Annotated in this window: 28 protein-coding genes and 1 pseudogene; all 29 read right to left on the reverse strand. The window is 60.1% G+C overall.

The annotated features are described in order from the left end of the window. Positions 1 to 30 precede the first annotated feature (30 nt). Positions 31 to 549 (reverse strand): disulfide bond formation protein B, encoded by a 519-nt coding sequence (locus tag ABS769_RS16475; RefSeq protein ID WP_023902828.1) that lies wholly within the window; start codon positions 547 to 549, stop codon positions 31 to 33. A 312-nt stretch (positions 550 to 861) separates the two neighbouring features. Then, complete coding sequence (rplQ, locus tag ABS769_RS16480; RefSeq protein WP_003486665.1) at positions 862 to 1,245, reverse strand: 50S ribosomal protein L17; 384 nt, start codon at positions 1,243 to 1,245, stop codon at positions 862 to 864. 181 nt (positions 1,246 to 1,426) lie between these two features. Then, positions 1,427 to 2,425, reverse strand: coding sequence for a DNA-directed RNA polymerase subunit alpha (locus tag ABS769_RS16485; protein WP_023902826.1), 999 nt, complete (start codon positions 2,423 to 2,425; stop codon positions 1,427 to 1,429). A gap of 53 nt (positions 2,426 to 2,478) precedes the next feature. After that, a complete protein-coding gene (rpsD, locus tag ABS769_RS16490; protein ID WP_002811641.1) occupies positions 2,479 to 3,105 on the reverse strand; it encodes a 30S ribosomal protein S4 in 627 nt (208 codons plus the stop codon). Between the two features lie 14 nt (positions 3,106 to 3,119). After that, positions 3,120 to 3,512, reverse strand: coding sequence for a 30S ribosomal protein S11 (rpsK, locus tag ABS769_RS16495; RefSeq protein WP_002811645.1), 393 nt, complete (start codon positions 3,510 to 3,512; stop codon positions 3,120 to 3,122). Between the two features lie 10 nt (positions 3,513 to 3,522). Continuing rightward, complete coding sequence (rpsM, locus tag ABS769_RS16500; RefSeq protein WP_003486672.1) at positions 3,523 to 3,879, reverse strand: 30S ribosomal protein S13; 357 nt, start codon at positions 3,877 to 3,879, stop codon at positions 3,523 to 3,525. A gap of 333 nt (positions 3,880 to 4,212) precedes the next feature. Next, positions 4,213 to 5,580, reverse strand: a complete 1,368-nt coding sequence (gene secY, locus ABS769_RS16505) for a preprotein translocase subunit SecY (RefSeq protein ID WP_317062470.1) — start codon at positions 5,578 to 5,580, stop codon at positions 4,213 to 4,215. A gap of 7 nt (positions 5,581 to 5,587) precedes the next feature. After that, the gene (gene rplO / locus ABS769_RS16510) at positions 5,588 to 6,031 is read right to left on the reverse strand and encodes a 50S ribosomal protein L15 (protein ID WP_012439114.1); all 444 of its coding nucleotides are present in this window, start codon (positions 6,029 to 6,031) and stop codon (positions 5,588 to 5,590) included. Between the two features lie 4 nt (positions 6,032 to 6,035). Next, on the reverse strand, positions 6,036 to 6,227 hold the full coding sequence (gene rpmD / locus ABS769_RS16515; RefSeq protein WP_006450646.1) for a 50S ribosomal protein L30: 192 nt from the start codon (positions 6,225 to 6,227) through the stop codon (positions 6,036 to 6,038). Then, positions 6,220 to 6,762 carry a 30S ribosomal protein S5 gene (rpsE, locus tag ABS769_RS16520; RefSeq protein ID WP_003486682.1) on the reverse strand — a complete coding sequence of 181 codons (543 nt, stop codon included), beginning with the start codon at positions 6,760 to 6,762 and terminating at the stop codon, positions 6,220 to 6,222. The genes rpmD and rpsE overlap by 8 nt, the downstream gene beginning before the upstream one ends. Positions 6,763 to 6,920: 158 nt before the next feature. Continuing rightward, a complete protein-coding gene (rplR, locus tag ABS769_RS16525; protein ID WP_006450644.1) occupies positions 6,921 to 7,280 on the reverse strand; it encodes a 50S ribosomal protein L18 in 360 nt (119 codons plus the stop codon). 91 nt (positions 7,281 to 7,371) lie between these two features. Further along, positions 7,372 to 7,899 (reverse strand): 50S ribosomal protein L6, encoded by a 528-nt coding sequence (gene rplF, locus ABS769_RS16530; RefSeq protein ID WP_006450642.1) that lies wholly within the window; start codon positions 7,897 to 7,899, stop codon positions 7,372 to 7,374. Positions 7,900 to 7,914: 15 nt separating this feature from the next. After that, entirely contained in the window at positions 7,915 to 8,313 is a 399-nt protein-coding gene (rpsH, locus tag ABS769_RS16535; protein WP_006450641.1) for a 30S ribosomal protein S8, read from the reverse strand. Between the two features lie 204 nt (positions 8,314 to 8,517). Beyond that, complete coding sequence (rpsN, locus tag ABS769_RS16540) at positions 8,518 to 8,823, reverse strand: 30S ribosomal protein S14 (RefSeq protein ID WP_005917137.1); 306 nt, start codon at positions 8,821 to 8,823, stop codon at positions 8,518 to 8,520. An 18-nt stretch (positions 8,824 to 8,841) separates the two neighbouring features. Then, positions 8,842 to 9,384 carry a 50S ribosomal protein L5 gene (gene rplE, locus ABS769_RS16545; RefSeq protein WP_006450640.1) on the reverse strand — a complete coding sequence of 181 codons (543 nt, stop codon included), beginning with the start codon at positions 9,382 to 9,384 and terminating at the stop codon, positions 8,842 to 8,844. 11 nt (positions 9,385 to 9,395) lie between these two features. Further along, positions 9,396 to 9,713 carry a 50S ribosomal protein L24 gene (gene rplX / locus ABS769_RS16550; RefSeq protein ID WP_006450639.1) on the reverse strand — a complete coding sequence of 106 codons (318 nt, stop codon included), beginning with the start codon at positions 9,711 to 9,713 and terminating at the stop codon, positions 9,396 to 9,398. A 15-nt stretch (positions 9,714 to 9,728) separates the two neighbouring features. Then, positions 9,729 to 10,097 carry a 50S ribosomal protein L14 gene (gene rplN, locus ABS769_RS16555; protein WP_003486699.1) on the reverse strand — a complete coding sequence of 123 codons (369 nt, stop codon included), beginning with the start codon at positions 10,095 to 10,097 and terminating at the stop codon, positions 9,729 to 9,731. Between the two features lie 14 nt (positions 10,098 to 10,111). Beyond that, positions 10,112 to 10,381 carry a 30S ribosomal protein S17 gene (gene rpsQ / locus ABS769_RS16560; protein WP_005993374.1) on the reverse strand — a complete coding sequence of 90 codons (270 nt, stop codon included), beginning with the start codon at positions 10,379 to 10,381 and terminating at the stop codon, positions 10,112 to 10,114. A gap of 11 nt (positions 10,382 to 10,392) precedes the next feature. After that, on the reverse strand, positions 10,393 to 10,578 hold the full coding sequence (gene rpmC / locus ABS769_RS16565; RefSeq protein ID WP_006450638.1) for a 50S ribosomal protein L29: 186 nt from the start codon (positions 10,576 to 10,578) through the stop codon (positions 10,393 to 10,395). Then, entirely contained in the window at positions 10,578 to 10,991 is a 414-nt protein-coding gene (gene rplP, locus ABS769_RS16570; RefSeq protein WP_006450637.1) for a 50S ribosomal protein L16, read from the reverse strand. Before rplP ends, rpmC begins: the two co-directional genes overlap by 1 nt. Before the next feature lie 5 nt (positions 10,992 to 10,996). Next, on the reverse strand, positions 10,997 to 11,731 hold the full coding sequence (rpsC, locus tag ABS769_RS16575; RefSeq protein WP_006450636.1) for a 30S ribosomal protein S3: 735 nt from the start codon (positions 11,729 to 11,731) through the stop codon (positions 10,997 to 10,999). Positions 11,732 to 11,748: 17 nt separating this feature from the next. Further along, positions 11,749 to 12,084 (reverse strand): 50S ribosomal protein L22, encoded by a 336-nt coding sequence (rplV, locus tag ABS769_RS16580; RefSeq protein ID WP_002811686.1) that lies wholly within the window; start codon positions 12,082 to 12,084, stop codon positions 11,749 to 11,751. 12 nt (positions 12,085 to 12,096) lie between these two features. After that, entirely contained in the window at positions 12,097 to 12,366 is a 270-nt protein-coding gene (gene rpsS, locus ABS769_RS16585) for a 30S ribosomal protein S19 (RefSeq protein WP_317062471.1), read from the reverse strand. A 6-nt stretch (positions 12,367 to 12,372) separates the two neighbouring features. Then, positions 12,373 to 13,200, reverse strand: a complete 828-nt coding sequence (rplB, locus tag ABS769_RS16590; RefSeq protein ID WP_003486715.1) for a 50S ribosomal protein L2 — start codon at positions 13,198 to 13,200, stop codon at positions 12,373 to 12,375. A 10-nt stretch (positions 13,201 to 13,210) separates the two neighbouring features. Beyond that, positions 13,211 to 13,510, reverse strand: a complete 300-nt coding sequence (gene rplW, locus ABS769_RS16595; RefSeq protein WP_002811694.1) for a 50S ribosomal protein L23 — start codon at positions 13,508 to 13,510, stop codon at positions 13,211 to 13,213. After that, on the reverse strand, positions 13,507 to 14,112 hold the full coding sequence (gene rplD / locus ABS769_RS16600; protein WP_023902821.1) for a 50S ribosomal protein L4: 606 nt from the start codon (positions 14,110 to 14,112) through the stop codon (positions 13,507 to 13,509). Before rplD ends, rplW begins: the two co-directional genes overlap by 4 nt. Before the next feature lie 12 nt (positions 14,113 to 14,124). Next, entirely contained in the window at positions 14,125 to 14,775 is a 651-nt protein-coding gene (gene rplC, locus ABS769_RS16605; RefSeq protein ID WP_006450633.1) for a 50S ribosomal protein L3, read from the reverse strand. A gap of 11 nt (positions 14,776 to 14,786) precedes the next feature. After that, positions 14,787 to 15,098 carry a 30S ribosomal protein S10 gene (rpsJ, locus tag ABS769_RS16610; protein ID WP_003486723.1) on the reverse strand — a complete coding sequence of 104 codons (312 nt, stop codon included), beginning with the start codon at positions 15,096 to 15,098 and terminating at the stop codon, positions 14,787 to 14,789. Positions 15,099 to 15,562: 464 nt separating this feature from the next. Then, positions 15,563 to 15,681, reverse strand: a pseudogene (locus ABS769_RS16615) (hypothetical protein); the annotation flags it as partial.

Below are 15,681 nucleotides of genomic sequence, written 5' to 3' on the forward strand. Positions count from 1 at the left end.
CGGGCGCCGGCCATTGCCGGAACGGAACGATCAGAACAATTTACGTGGACCACGCTGCTTGAACCCGGCATACAGCGCCCAAAGCGCCAAGCCCACGAACCACAGCATGCTCCACATCGGCATGCTCAGGCCCAGAAAGCGCCAATCGATATTGCCGCAATCGCCGGTGCCGGTCAGCACGGTGCGGAACACTTCGAACGGCCCCATCGTCTCGCTCAAAAAGCTCAGCGGCGGCCCGCACGACGACATCATGTCCTTGGGCCGGACCTGCACCCAGACATGCCGCGCCGCGATACCCATGCCCACGCCGGCAGCGATGAAACTCAGCACACCATAGAGCTTGCGCGTGCCCGCAGCGCGTGGCCCATGCAACGCACCCAACAGGAAAAACACCGCCAGTGCCGCAAATGCGATGCGCTGGAAAATGCACAGCGGGCACGGTTCAAGCCCAAGATGCAGCTGCACGTAGATCGCATAGGCAAGCAATCCTGCGCATGCAAGAAAGCCCAGCAGAAACTGTGCCCGGAAACCCCAACGAAATGGATTCATCGTTACCGCTTGCCTAGGATCGAGTCATCGATTATCTGCCATCGCCGCCGCCATGACCACGCAAGCCTGCGTCTGCCGGCTCGGATGGCGCCAAGCACACAGCGCGTATCTGCCTGACAGCATCAAGACAACACCCGCCCGTGATCGCATCCAGCAACAAAGCAGCACCGACCCGGCATCTGGCGACTGCGAGCTGCCGTCATTGCGTAGCCCTACGCATCCCTGCCACCAATGCAATCACGTTCGACGCACCAATAAAAAAGCCCGGCGCTAGCCGGGCTTTTTGAAGAATCTTTGCGAAGAGCGATCCGATTACTCGGCCACTTCCTCGGCGACGACCGGACGGTCGACCAGTTCGACATACGCCATCGGGGCATTGTCACCGGCACGGAAGCCGGCCTTCAGGATACGCAGGTAGCCGCCGGGACGGGTCGCGTAACGCGGGCCCAGCTCGACGAACAGCTTGCCCACTGCTTCCTTGTCGCGCAGGCGAGCGAACGCCAGACGACGATTGGCAACGCCATCGACCTTGCCGATGGTGATCAGCGGCTCGGCGACGCGACGCAGTTCCTTGGCCTTCGGCAAGGTGGTCTTGATCAGCTCGTGCTTGAACAACGAAGCGGCCATATTGCGGAACATGGCTTCGCGGTGCGCGCTGGTACGGTTGAACTTACGACCGGATTTCTGGTGACGCATGAGTGTGATTTCCTAAGAATGTTGAGACTGCTTGAGAGACGTTGTCGCCATCCTGGCGCTGTTGAATGGACTGCGGTTGGTCCGAGCCGGCCGTCCTTTGACCGGATGTCACCGCGGGCTTTGGCCCGTCGATGTGGAAAAAACAAACATGGGCGCCCGAAGACGCCCATGCCTTGACACATTAACCAAGCATGCCGTGCTGGGCGACACCGGCCGGCGGCCAGTTCTCCAGCTTCATGCCCAGTGCAAGGCCGCGCTGTGCCAGCACTTCCTTGATTTCGGTGAGCGACTTCTTGCCCAGATTCGGGGTCTTGAGCAGTTCCACTTCGGTCTTCTGGATCAGATCGCCGATGTAGTAGATGCTCTCGGCCTTCAGGCAGTTGGCCGAACGCACGGTCAGCTCGAGGTCGTCGATCGGGCGCAGCAGCACCGGATCCACGCCGCTGGCAGCCGGCTTGGCCGCACCGCGATCGCGGTGGGTGAAATCGCCGAACACCGACAGCTGATCGCTGAGGATGTCGGCGGCGGTGCGCACGGCTTCCTCGGCATCGATGGTGCCGTTGGTTTCGATATCGATCACCAACTTGTCGAGGTCGGTGCGCTGTTCCACACGCGCAGCTTCCACGGCATAGGCAACGCGACGCACCGGCGAGAACGACGCATCCAGCATCAGACGACCGATGGTACGGGTCTCTTCGTCCGGACGACGACGTGCGGCAGCCGGCTGATAGCCGAAGCCACGCTCGATCTTCAGGCGCATGTTAAGCGCCGTGTCCTTGGTCAGGTGGCAGATCACATGGTCGCCGTTGACGATCTCGACGTTGTGATCGGTCCTGATGTCGGCCGCAGTGACCGTACCCGGACCCTGCTTGGACAGCGACAGCGTGGCGCTATCGCCACTGTGCATACGAATCGCCACGTCTTTCAGGTTGAGCAGGACGTCAAGCACGTCTTCCTGCAGCCCTTCGACCGTGGTGTACTCGTGCAGCACGCCATCGATCTCGACCTCGGTGATCGCAAAACCCGGGATCGACGACAACAGCACACGACGCAGGGCATTGCCCAGCGTGTGCCCGTAACCGCGCTCCAAGGGCTCGATCACGACCTTTGCGCGATTGTCGGTAAGACGTTCGATCTGCGGACCACGGGGGCGCAGAACCTGGTTGGCGGTAACCGTCATGTTGCGGGGTCTCCTGCGAACCTCCGGCGGTGCCGGAGGCTCTCCAATGTGAATTACTTCGAATACAACTCGACGATCAGCGCTTCGTTGATATCCGAAGGCAGGTCGGCACGATCCGGAACAGCCTTGAACACGCCGCTGAACTTCTTCGAATCGACTTCGACCCACGACGGCGTCATGTCGTGCTGCTCAGCCACGGTCAGGGCTTCCTGCACGCGGAGCTGCTTCTGTGCTTTTTCCGACAACGTGATCGCATCGCCAGCCTTGATCTGGTACGAAGCCAGATTCACAGACTTGCCATTGACCAGCACGCCGCGGTGCGACACCAGCTGGCGCGCGGCCGGACGGGTGACGGCAAAGCCCATGCGATAGCAGACGTTGTCCAGACGGGTTTCCAACAACTGCAGCAGGTTCTCGCCGGTGTTGCCCTTCTTGGTCGAGGCCTTCTTGTAGTAGTTGCGGAACTGACGTTCCAGCAAACCGTAGATGCGCTTGACCTTCTGCTTTTCACGCAGCTGGGTAGCGTAGTCGGAGAGCTTGCCTTTGCGAGCCGCGCCGTGTTGGCCGGGCTTTTGCTCAAGCTTGCACTTGGAGTCCAGCGCACGCGCCGGGCTCTTGAGGGAAAGGTCGGCGCCTTCGCGGCGGGCGAGCTTACAGGTAGGACCGATATAACGAGCCATTTCTTATCGCTCCCTTAGACGCGACGCTTCTTCGGCGGACGGCACCCGTTGTGCGGGATTGGCGTCACGTCGATGATGTTGGTGATCTTGTAGCCCACGTTGTTCAACGAACGCACGGCCGACTCACGGCCCGGACCCGGACCCTTGATACGCACTTCCAGCGACTTCACGCCGTAATCGAGCGCAGCGCGGCCAGCCTTTTCGGCGGCAACCTGAGCAGCGAACGGGGTCGACTTACGCGAACCACGGAACCCGGCGCCGCCGGACGTAGCCCACGACAGTGCATTGCCCTGGCGATCGGTGATGGTGATGATGGTGTTGTTGAACGAAGCGTGGACGTGGGCGACGCCATCAGTGATGACGCGCTTGATCTTCTTCTTCGTTTTCTTTTCTGCTGGCTTTGCCATGATCTATCCCTTACTTCCTGATCGCCTTGCGCGGACCCTTACGGGTGCGGGCGTTGGTACGGGTACGCTGACCACGCAGCGGGAGACCACGACGATGACGCAGACCGCGGTAGCAGCCCAGATCCATCAGTCGCTTGATCGCGATACCGATTTCACGGCGCAGGTCGCCTTCGACGACATACTTGCCGACTTCGGCGCGCAAACGCTCGATTTCGGGTTCGGACAGATCACGAATCTTCGTGGTCGAGGTAACGCCTGCGGATTCGCAGAGCTTCTTCGAACGGGTACGGCCGATGCCGTAGATGCTTTGCAACCCGACCCAGACGTGCTTCTGGGCTGGCAGGTTGACGCCTGCAATACGCGCCATGACGCGATTCTCCAACTGAGTGATGGCCCGACAGCGCCCAGGCGCCATCCGGCAGGATGGATCAAAAGTGAACTCGGAATTGTAGCAAGGCCTCGGATTGCTTTGAAGCCCGTGGAACCAGAAAGTTCCATGGACCCGGCGTGGGGAGTGTGCCCTCGCTCCGGCGCCGGACGATGTTGATCCAGAAAACTTCTCCGAATCGCCTGTACTACTCCCGCACAGGACCACCTCGTCACACCCGCGCGCGAGACGTCGCGCGAGCCGCCCTTCTGATCGGAAGATCGTGGCCCGGGAACCAGGCCGTCTTCACGTAATGAAGTTCTAGTGTACCACTTAACCGCGCGCCAGACCGCCGCGCGAGCCGCCCTTGAGGTTGGCTTTCTTCAGCAAACTCTCATACTGGTGCGACATCAGGTGCGCCTGGATCTGCGCAATAAAATCCATCACTACCACCACCGCAATCAACAGCGATGTACCACCGAAGTGGAAGGAGGTGCCGAGCTGCGTGCGCATGATTTCCGGCAGCAGGCAGACGATCACCAGGTACAACGAACCAGCCGCAGTCAAACGCGTCAGCACGCCGTCCACATAATCCGCGGTGGCCTTGCCCGGACGAATACCCGGAATCAATGCACCGGACTTCTTGAGGTTATCGGCAGTTTCCTGCGAGTTGAACACAAGCGCGGTATAGAAGAACGCGAAGCCGATGATCAGCGCGGCGAACACCAGCATATGCACTGGCTCACCAGGTCCAAGCGCGTTGGCGATCTTCTGCAGCCACGAACCCACGCCACTGCCCGATGCTGCCTGACCGGACCACATCGACAACGTCGCCGGGAATGCCAGGATGCTGGACGCGAAGATCGGCGGAATCACGCCTGCCATGTTGAGCTTCAACGGCAGGAACGAGGTCTGATTCATGTAGGCATTGCGGCCGCCTTGGCGACGCGCGTAATTGACCGTGATACGCCGCTGTCCGCGTTCGACAAACACCACAAACAGCGTAAACGCCAGGATGGTGAGGACGATCAGCAGCAACGAGATGAAGCTCAGATTGCCCTCGCGGAATGCTTCGACAGTCTGGATTGCGCCCGACGGAAGCCCTGCGACAATACCGGCGAAGATGATCAGCGACACACCGTTACCGATGCCGCGCTCGGTGACCTGCTCGCCAACCCACATCAAGAAGATGGTGCCGGCGGTCAGTGCAATCACTGCAGTCAGCACAAAGCCCATGCCCGGAGCGTACACCACCGGAGCGCCACCCGGCGCGGTCTGATTCTGCAGTGCCAGCGCGATACTGCCGCCCTGCACCACTGCCAAAAGCACCGCACCGATGCGCGAATACTGGGTGATCTTGCGTCGGCCGGATTCGCCTTCTTTCTGCATCGCCTTGAGCGCGGGAAAGATGTGCGTGGCCAACTGGATCACGATCGATGCCGAAATGTACGGCATCACGTTCAACGCAAAAATACTGAAACGGTGCAGGGCGCCGCCCGAGAACATGTTGAACATGTCCACGATGCCGCCACCCTGCGCCTGCATCAACGAAAGCATGGCATCGGGATTCACGCCAGGCACCGGCACGTAGCAGCCGATGCGATAGACGATCAATGCCCCGAGGACGAACAACAGCCGCTGGCGAAGTTCCGTGAACTTGCCAAGCCCGCCACCGAGGTTACCAATGCCAGCCTGCGCCATCTGCCGATTACTCCTCTACGCTGCCGCCGGCAGCTTCGATTGCTGCCTTGGCGCCTGCAGTCGCAGCGACACCCTTCAGCACGAACTTCTTGCTCAGCTCGCCCTTCAGCACGATCTTCGCCTTCTTGGCGCGGCTCGGGACCAGATTGGCCGCACGCAACGCTGCAAAGTCGATCTCACCGGCTTCCAGCTTATCCAGCTGGTAGGACAACACTTCAGCGCTGTCACGCGCCATCTTGGAGCGGAAACCGATCTTCGGCAGACGACGCTGCATCGGGGTCTGGCCGCCTTCGAAGCCCGCCTTGATCTTGCCGCCACCCTTGCGAGCGAACGAGCCCTTGTGGCCGCGGCCACAGGTCTTGCCAAGGCCGGAGCCGATGCCACGACCGACGCGCGTGCGCTCGGTACGGGCGCCGTCAGCGGGCTTGAGGTCATTGAGATGCATAGTCATGGGATTAGTCCTCAACCTTGACGAGGTAGTGAACCGTATTAATCAGGCCACGCACCTGCGGGCTGTCCTTGAGTTCACGCACATCGTTGATCTTATTCAGTCCCAACGCATGCACCGACAGGCGGTGACGCGACTGGGTACCACGCAGGCCGCGCACCAGGCGCACCTTCACAGTCTTGCCAGTGTCCTTAGCCATGGTTGAGCTCCTCCACCTTCTTGCCGCGCTTGGCCGCAACACGCGCCGGCGACTGCACTTCCGACAGACCCTTCAGCGTTGCACGCACCAGGTTGATCGGATTACGCGAACCGACCGCCTTGGCCAGCACGTTCTTAACGCCAACCGCTTCCAGCACAGCGCGCATGGCGCCGCCAGCGATGACGCCGGTACCTTCCGAAGCAGGCTGCATGTAAACGCGAGCTGCGCCATGACCGGACTTGACGGCGTGCCACAAGGTGCCGTTGTTCAGATCGACAGTCGCCAGATTCTTGCGCGCCTGCTCCATCGACTTCTGGATGGCAACCGGCACTTCGCGCGCCTTGCCGTAACCGAAACCAACCTTGCCCAGACCATCGCCGACCACGGTCAACGCGGTGAAGGTGAACTGGCGACCGCCCTTGACCGTCTTGCTGACGCGATTGACCGCGACCAGCTTTTCGATCATGCCATCGTCGACTTTCTCTTCGCGGTTACGGTCGCGATCACGACCCCGCGGTGCACGTTCTTCTGCCATCTTGATTCCTTGATTGATTGAGTATGTACGGCTCGGGGCCGCTTATGGTTGTGGAATGGAACTGTGTTCCCGGCACCGTTACAAAAGAACGGGACGGTCCGGCATCTCCCTGCCGGCGGTAACGCGAATGTGGCCGCTGGCCACATTCGCTGCAGTGCTTAGAACTTCAAGCCGCCTTCGCGAGCTGCGTCAGCCAGCGCCTTGATACGGCCGTGGTAGCGGTAGCCCGAGCGATCGAATGCGACCTTCTCGATACCCGCAGCCTTGGCGCGCTCGGCGATCAGCTTGCCGACCTTGACAGCAGCATCGCTGTTCTTGCCGTTCTTCAGACCTTCCTTGACGTCGGCCTGCAGCGTGTTCGCAGCAGCGATCACCTTGGAGCCGTCGGCAGTGAAGACCTGCGCATACAGATGCTGGCCGGTGCGCAGCACCGACAAGCGGGCAACGCCCAGCTCACGGATGTGCGAACGGGTGGACTTGGCGCGACGCAGACGGGCGATGTTCTTGTTGATGCTCATGATATTTATCCTACGGAAGCTGAAGGAAAACAGGCTTTTGCATTGAAAAGTCCGGCCATGGATGGCCGGGCTCCTAGCAGAGGGACCTGCCTTACGCCTTCTTGGCTTCCTTGCGAATGATGACTTCACCGGCGTACTTCACACCCTTGCCCTTGTAGGGCTCCGGCGGACGGAAACCGCGAATCTTGGCGGCGACTTCGCCGACGCGCTGCTTGTCGGCGCCCTGGACCAGAATTTCGGTCTGGGTCGGGGTCGACAGCGTGATGCCTTCCGGCGCCACGAACACCAGCGGGTGCGAGAAACCGAGCGCCAGGCTCAGATCCTTGCCCTGCATGGCGGCGCGGTAACCGACGCCGACCAGCTCAAGCTTGCGCTCGAAGCCGTCGGACACACCCTTGACCATATTGGCCAGGATGGCGCGCACGGTGCCGGTGATGGCCAGCTGCGACGGATCGTTGGCCGACAGAGTTGCAACATCGCCATCGATGGCGATTTCGACGCCAACCGGCTTCGGCAGGGTCAGGGTGCCTTTCGGGCCCTTGACGCTGACCAGCTCGGGCTGGACGTTGAGCTCAACACCCTTCGGAAGGGACACAGGCTTCTTGGCTACACGGGACATGTTCGATTCCTTCCCTTAGGCCACGAAGCACAGGACTTCACCACCAACGCCGGCTTCGCGAGCCTGCGCATCGGTCATGATGCCTTTCGACGTGGAGATGATGGCGACGCCCAGTCCACCCAGGACCTTGGGCAGTTCTGTCTTGCCGCGGTACTGGCGCAGACCCGAGCGCGAGAAACGCTTCAGGGTCTCGATGACCGGACGGCCTTCGAAATACTTCAGCACGATTTCCAGCTCCGACTTGTTGTTCTCGGTCGCTGTCACGCGCAGGTCGGTGATGTAACCCTCGTCCTTCAGGACTTGGGCGATCGCAACCTTGATCTTGGACGACGGCAATTTCACCGTCTGCTTACCAACCGCGGCCGCATTCTTGATGCGTACCAGCAGGTCGGCGATGGGATCAGTCATGCTCATATGAGTACCTTTGAGTGCACCGATATCCGCTTTCGCGAAAATCTTGTGTTTTCCTGGGGATGGGCCAGGACCCTTTACGCCCTGCCAAGCCTGTACAGGCAAGACAGAAGCGGAAGTATACGACAAAAGAGCCCGACTTGCGTCGGACTCCCTTGTTGAACAGAACAATCCTGTTCAAACCGGCCGCGAACGGCCGGAAAGCTGTTACCAGCTTGCCTTACGCAGACCCGGAACGTCGCCGTTCATCGTGGCCTTGCGCAGCATGTTGCGACCCAGACCGAACTTGCGGTAGACACCGCGCGGACGACCGGAAAGTTCGCAACGGTTGCGGTGGCGGCTCGGCGACGAATCGCGCGGCAGCTTCTGCAACTTGGTCGAGGCATCGATCTTCTCTTCGTAGGACGCATCCTGACTGGAGAGGATCTTCTTCAGCGCATCACGCTTGCCGGCAAATTTCTTCGCCAACTTTGCACGCTTGATGTCGCGGTGGATCATGGAGGTCTTTGCCATTTCGGATGTCCTCTACGGTCAGTTACGGAACGGGAACTTGAACGCTGCCAGCAGCGCCTTCGCTTCCGCATCCGTCTTGGCTGTGGTGGTGATGGCGATATCCATACCGCGAATCGCATCGACAGCGTCGAAATCGATTTCCGGGAAGATGATCTGTTCCTTCACACCCATGTTGAAATTGCCACGACCGTCAAAGGAACGACCGGAGACACCACGGAAGTCGCGCACGCGCGGCAGCGAGATGTTGATCAGACGATCCAGGAACTCGTACATCTTGGCGCGACGCAACGTGGTCTTGCAGCCGATCGGCCAACCGTCGCGGATCTTGAACGATGCGACCGAAACGCGCGACTTGGTGACCACCGGCTTTTGACCGGAGATCTTGGACATGTCGCCGACTGCATTTTCCAGAATCTTCTTGTTGGTTGCCGCCTCGCCCACGCCCATGTTGAGCGTGACCTTGACCAGCCTCGGCACCTGCATCGGATTGGTGTAGCCGAACTCCTTCATCAGGGCCGGCACCACGTTTTCCTTGTAAAACTTTTCGAGACGAGTGTTCATGATCGCATTCCTCAGGCGTCGAGCGCCTCACCGCTGGAGCGGAACACACGCAATTTGCGTCCATCCTCCAGCACCTTGAAGCCAACGCGCTCGCCCTTGCCCGTTGCCGGGTTGACGATATTGACGTTGGAGATATGGATCGACGCTTCACGCTCGACCACGCCGCCGGCGACACCCGCCTGCGGATTCGGCTTGGTGTGGCGCTTGATGATGTTGGCATTGGAGACGATCACGCGATCGCCATCCACACGCACAACTTCACCCTGCTTACCCTTGTCCTTGCCGGTGTTGATGACGACCTGGTCGCCCTTCTTGATACGGTTAGCCATGTATATGTCCTCCGCTCACAGCACTTCGGGAGCGAGCGAGACGATCTTCATGAACTTCTCGGAACGCAGCTCGCGCGTCACCGGCCCGAAGATGCGGGTCCCGATCGGCTCCTGCTTATTGTTCAACAGCACAGCGGCGTTGCCATCGAAGCGAATCAGCGAACCGTCGGGACGGCGCACACCCTTACGGGTACGCACCACAACGGCGTCGTAGACTTCGCCTTTCTTGACCTTGCCACGCGGAATGGCGTCCTTGACGGTCACCTTGATGATGTCACCAATGTGTGCGTAGCGGCGCTTCGAGCCGCCCAGCACCTTGATGCACATCACTTCCTTGGCACCCGAATTGTCGGCCACATCGAGGTAGCTCTGCATCTGGATCATGATTCAGATCTCCCTTAGCCGGCCGAACGGGTGACGATTTCAACCACCCGCCAGTTCTTGGTCTTGGACATTGGAGCAATCTCGGTCACACGCACGACGTCGCCTTCATTACAGGCATTGTCGGCGTCATGTGCGTGCAGCTTGGTCGAGCGCTTGATGTACTTGCCGTACAGAGCATGCTTGACCTGGCGCTCCACCAACACGGTGACCGTCTTGTCCATCTTGTTGCTGACGACACGGCCTTCGACCGTGCGCAGCGCTTGCTTTTCGTTGTTATCGCTCATCGCGGCCGTCCTTACTTGGTGCTGCCGAGCAGGTACTTGACGCGAGCAATCTCGCGGCGTACCCGGCGGGTATCGTGGGTCTTCGGCAGCTGGCCGGTGACCTGCTGCATACGGAGCGAGAACTGCTCCTTACGCAAATCGGTCAGGTGGGCCTTCAGTTCGTCAGCCGACTTCTCGCGGAGTTGTTTGATGTCCATCAGCGCACCGTCCGGGTCACGAAAGTGGTAGTCACCGACAGCTTCGCGGCGGCAAGGCGGAATGCCTCACGTGCGACATCTTCGGGAATACCTTCGATTTCATAGATCATGCGACCCGGCTGAATCTGCGCGACCCAGTACTCCACGTTGCCCTTACCGGAGCCCATGCGGACTTCGATCGGCTTCTTGGTGATCGGCTTGTCGGGGAACACACGAATCCACATCTTGCCGCCCTTTTTGACGTGGCGGCTGATCGTACGACGTGCTGCTTCAATCTGACGCGCGGTCAGCTGACCGTGCGCGGTTGCCTTGAGGCCGTACTCGCCGAAGCTGACGGCGTTTCCGCTCCATGCCAGGCCGTCGTTACGGCCCTTGTGCATCTTGCGATATTTGGTTCGCTTGGGTTGCAACATTGCCGTTACCTCGCTTCACGAGCCGGGCGCGAAGGACGGTCACCACGGTCGCCGCGATCGTTACGATCGTTGCGCGGGCTGTCGTCCTGCTTCTCCTGGCCAACCTGGGAGAAGTCAAAGACCTCACCCTTATAGATCCAGACCTTGATACCGATGATGCCGTACGTCGTGGACGCCTCGGCAAAACCGTAATCAATGTCGGCACGTAGCGTGTGCAGCGGCACGCGGCCTTCGCGGTACCACTCCGAACGGGCGATTTCTGCACCGTTGAGGCGGCCAGCCACGTTGACCTTGATGCCCAGGGCACCCAGGCGCATCGCGTTACCGACCGAGCGCTTCATTGCACGGCGGAACATGATGCGACGCTCAAGCTGCTGCGCGATCGACTCGGCGACCAGCTGCGCATCCAGCTCCGGCTTGCGCACTTCGGTGACGTTGATGTGGGCAGGAACACCCATCATCGCGCTCACTTCCTTACGCAGCTTTTCGATGTCCTCACCACGCTTGCCGATCACCACGCCCGGACGGGCAGTGTGGATCGTCACGCGGGCGGTTTTGGCAGGGCGCTCGATCAAGATCTTGCTGATACCTGCCTGCGCGAGCTTCTTGCGCAGCATTTCACGCACTTTCAGGTCGGCGGCCAGATAACCGGCGAAGTCGGCCTTGTTTGCGTACCACTTGGAATTCCAGTCCTTGGCGATGCCAAGACGGATTCCAGTCGGATGAACTTTATGACCCATGGTCTTTTCCTTTCCGCTTACTTGGCGGCGCCAACAATCACAGTGATGTGACTGGTGCGCTTGAGGATGCGGGTACCGCGGCCTTTCGCCCGCGCCATGAAACGCTTCAGGGAGGGACCTTCATCAACCATGATGGTCTTGACCTTCAGCTCGTCGACATCCGCGCCCTGATTGTTCTCGGCATTGGCAATAGCCGACTCCACTACCTTTTTGATCAGGTGTGCAGCCTTCTTGTCCGAGAACTTCAGCAGATTGACCGCACGTTCGGCGGACAGTCCACGCACCTGATCAGCGACCAGGCGGGCCTTCTGCGGGGAGATGCGCGCGGTGCGCAGGATTGCTTTCGCTTCCATCGTCATCTCTCCTTACCTGCTCGACTTCTTGTCGCCACCGTGACCCTTGAAGGTCCGGGTGACGGCAAATTCGCCGAGCTTGTGGCCGACCATATTCTCGTTGACGAGCACCGGAATGTGGTTCTTACCGTTATGCACGGCGATGGTGATGCCTACCATTTCCGGCAGGATCATCGAACGGCGCGACCAGGTCTTGATCGGCTTCTTGCTACCCGCAGCGGACTCCACCTTCTTTACAAGGTGGTGATCGACGAACGGGCCTTTCTTAAGTGAACGTGCCATGGTCGATTAGCCCCTACGATCGCGGACGATGAATTGCTGGGTGCGCTTGTTCTTGCGCGTCTTGTAACCCTTGGTCGGAACACCCCACGGGGTGACCGGATGCGGATTACCCTGACCAGCCTTCGCTTCACCACCACCGTGCGGATGGTCAACCGGGTTCATGGCCGCACCGCGAACGGTCGGACGAACACCGCGCCAGCGCTTGGCGCCAGCCTTGCCCAGCTTCTCGAGGTTGTGCTCGTCGTTACCGACTTCACCGATGGTGGCGCGGCACTCGACCGGCACCTTGCGCATTTCACCCGAGCGCAGACGCAGCGTGGCATAGATGCCTTCGCGAGCGACCAGCTGGACGGCAGCACCGGCAGCACGTGCGATCTGAGCGCCCTTACCCGGCTTCAGCTCGATACCGTGAACCGTCGTACCGACCGGGATATTGCGCAGCGGCAGCGTGTTACCGGTCTTGATCGGTGCGTTGGCGCCGGCAATGACCTGATCGCCAGCCTTCAAGCCCTTGGGGGCAATGATGTAGCGACGCTCGCCGTCGACATAGCACAGCAGGGCGATATGAGCGGTACGGTTCGGATCGTATTCGATCCGCTCCACACGCGCCGGAATGCCTTCCTTGTTGCGCTTGAAGTCGATGATGCGGTAGTGCTGCTTATGACCACCACCGACGTGACGCACGGTGATGCGGCCATGGTGGTTACGACCACCGGACTTGCTCTGCGAATCGAGCAGCGCCGCGTGCGGTGCGCCCTTGTGCAGATCGGGAGTAACCACACGCACGGCGGAACGACGGCCGGGAGAGGTGGGTTTGAACTTCATCAATGGCATGGGATGGACCTCAGGCCTTAGCCGTTACGTCGATGGACTGACCATCAACCAGGCGGACGTACGCCTTGCGCCAATTGCCGCGGCTACCAGCACGGTTACGGAAGGACTTGCTCTTGCCCTTGACGTTGACCACGTTGACAGCTTTGACCTTGACGTCGAACAGCTGCTCAACCGCGGCCTTTACATCGGCTTTGGTGGCTTCGTTCGAAACTTCGAAGACATACTGGTTGGAGATTTCCTGCAGGCGCGCGGTCTTTTCAGAGACTCGCGGAGCACGCAGCACGCTGAAGATTTTTTCGTTGCTGCTCATGCCAGCCACTCCTCGATCTTCTTGACCGCATCGGCGGTGATCACGACCGTATCGGCCCCGACCAGAGCGACCGGATCCAGACCCTGCACATCACGCACCTGCACATACGGCAGATTGCGAGCGGACAGGTACAGGTGCTCGGAGGCTTCTTCGGTGACGATCAGCGGGCGCTTGCCCACATCCAGTCCCTTCAGCTTCTCGATCAAACCCTGGGTCTTGGTTGCTTCGACGTCGAACGCTTCGACGATCATCAAGCGACCCTGGCGGTTAAGCTCAGAGAAGATCGCGCAGATGGCCGCACGGTACATCTTGCGGTTGACTTTCTGTTCGAAGCTGCGCGGCTTGGCCGCAAAGGTCACGCCGCCACCGACGAAGATCGGAGCCGTCAGCGCGCCATGACGCGCACCGCCGCCCTTCTGCTTCTTCGACTTCTTGGTCGTGCCCGCAACTTCCGAACGCGTCTTCTGAGCCTTGGTACCAGCGCGACCGGCATTGCGATAAGCGACGACGACCTGGTGAACCAGATCTTCGCTGAATTCGCGACCGAACACGGCATCGGAGACCGAGACCTTGTTGTTACTACCCGTGATAACGAGTTCCATCGTCATCTCTCCTTATGCCTTGCTCGCCGGACGGACGATCACGTCGCCACCAGCTGCGCCAGGCACGGCGCCGCGGATAGCAATCAGACCACGCTCGACGTCGACCTTGACCACTTCCAGGTTCTGCGTGCTTTGCTGCACGGCGCCCATGTGGCCCGACATCTTCTTACCCGGGAAAACACGACCCGGGGTCTGGCGCTGACCCAACGAACCCGGCGCGCGATGCGACAGCGAGTTACCGTGAGTTGCATCGCCCATACGGAAGTTGTAGCGCTTGATGGTGCCCTGGAAACCCTTACCCTTGGTGACGCCCTGGACGTCGACCTTCTGGCCGACCTCGAAGATGTCCGCCTTGATTTCGCCGCCAACGGCGAAATCGCCGAGCTGCGCATCTTCAACGCGGAATTCCCACAGGCCGCGACCCGCTTCCACCTTCGCCTTGGCGAAGTGACCAGCAGCCGGCTTGTTGACCAGTGCGGCGCGACGGGCACCAACGGTAATCTGCACTGCGCTGTAGCCGTCAGCTTCGACGGTCTTGATCTGCGCGATGCGGTTTGGAGTTGCTTCGATCAGCGTGACCGGTACCGAGCGGCCGTCTTCAGTAAAGACGCGGCTCATACCAGCCTTGCGGCCTACGAAGCCCAACGAATATTTCTTCGTCATGGTCGTAGTCCTCAGGTCAGCTTGATCTGGACGTCGACGCCAGCCGCGAGCTCGAGCTTCATCAGCGCGTCCACGGTCTTGTCGTTCGGGTCGACGATATCGAGCACACGCTTGTGCGTGCGGGTTTCGTATTGGTCACGCGCATCCTTGTCGGCATGCGGGGATACGAGGATGGTGTAACGTTCGATCTTGGTCGGCAACGGGATCGGGCCACGCACTTGCGCGCCGGTCCGCTTAGCCGTTTCGACGATCTCGCTGGCCGAACGGTCGATCAATCGATGATCGAACGCCTTCAACCGAATCCGGATCTTTTGTTCCGACATGACGGAAGCTTCCTTCGTTAAAAGAGCGACGGGCAAGGCCTCTGGGATACCTGCCCCGATATTCCTGCGTAGATGAAATCGCCGTGCGTCCTGCCAGCGAGGGCATTTCCTCCGCCCAAAAACTGAGGCAGGCCGGTAAACCGGTCTGCCCAGACGGAAAAGTATAGTGCGCAACCAGAGCACCGTCAACAACACGTGAGTTGTTGAGTGCTCCATGCAACGCGACCTTCCCGGTCTGGCGAACACGAGCGGCGTCCTGCCGTTCTTTTCGCTGTAACTCTGCGCCCTACCCAGGGACACCGAGCCGCGCATTATAGCGAGCTGTTTTTACTGGCGCAAGCGCTCTACCCTGCGAATTGCATTGCACGCGCACATTTCCGCTAAACAAAAAGGCCGGCTTGCGCCGACCCTTTGCGTTGCTTACGTGCTGATCCGGCGACGAGGCGTCGCCGGATCGCAGGCACTTACTTGATGATCTTGGCAACCACGCCGGCGCCGACGGTACGGCCACCTTCACGAATCGCGAAGCGCAGACCTTCGTCCATCGCGACCGGGTTGATCAGGGTCACGACCATCTTCACGT

Source organism: Xanthomonas hortorum (assembly GCF_040279205.1).
Taxonomy (GTDB): domain Bacteria; phylum Pseudomonadota; class Gammaproteobacteria; order Xanthomonadales; family Xanthomonadaceae; genus Xanthomonas; species Xanthomonas hortorum_F.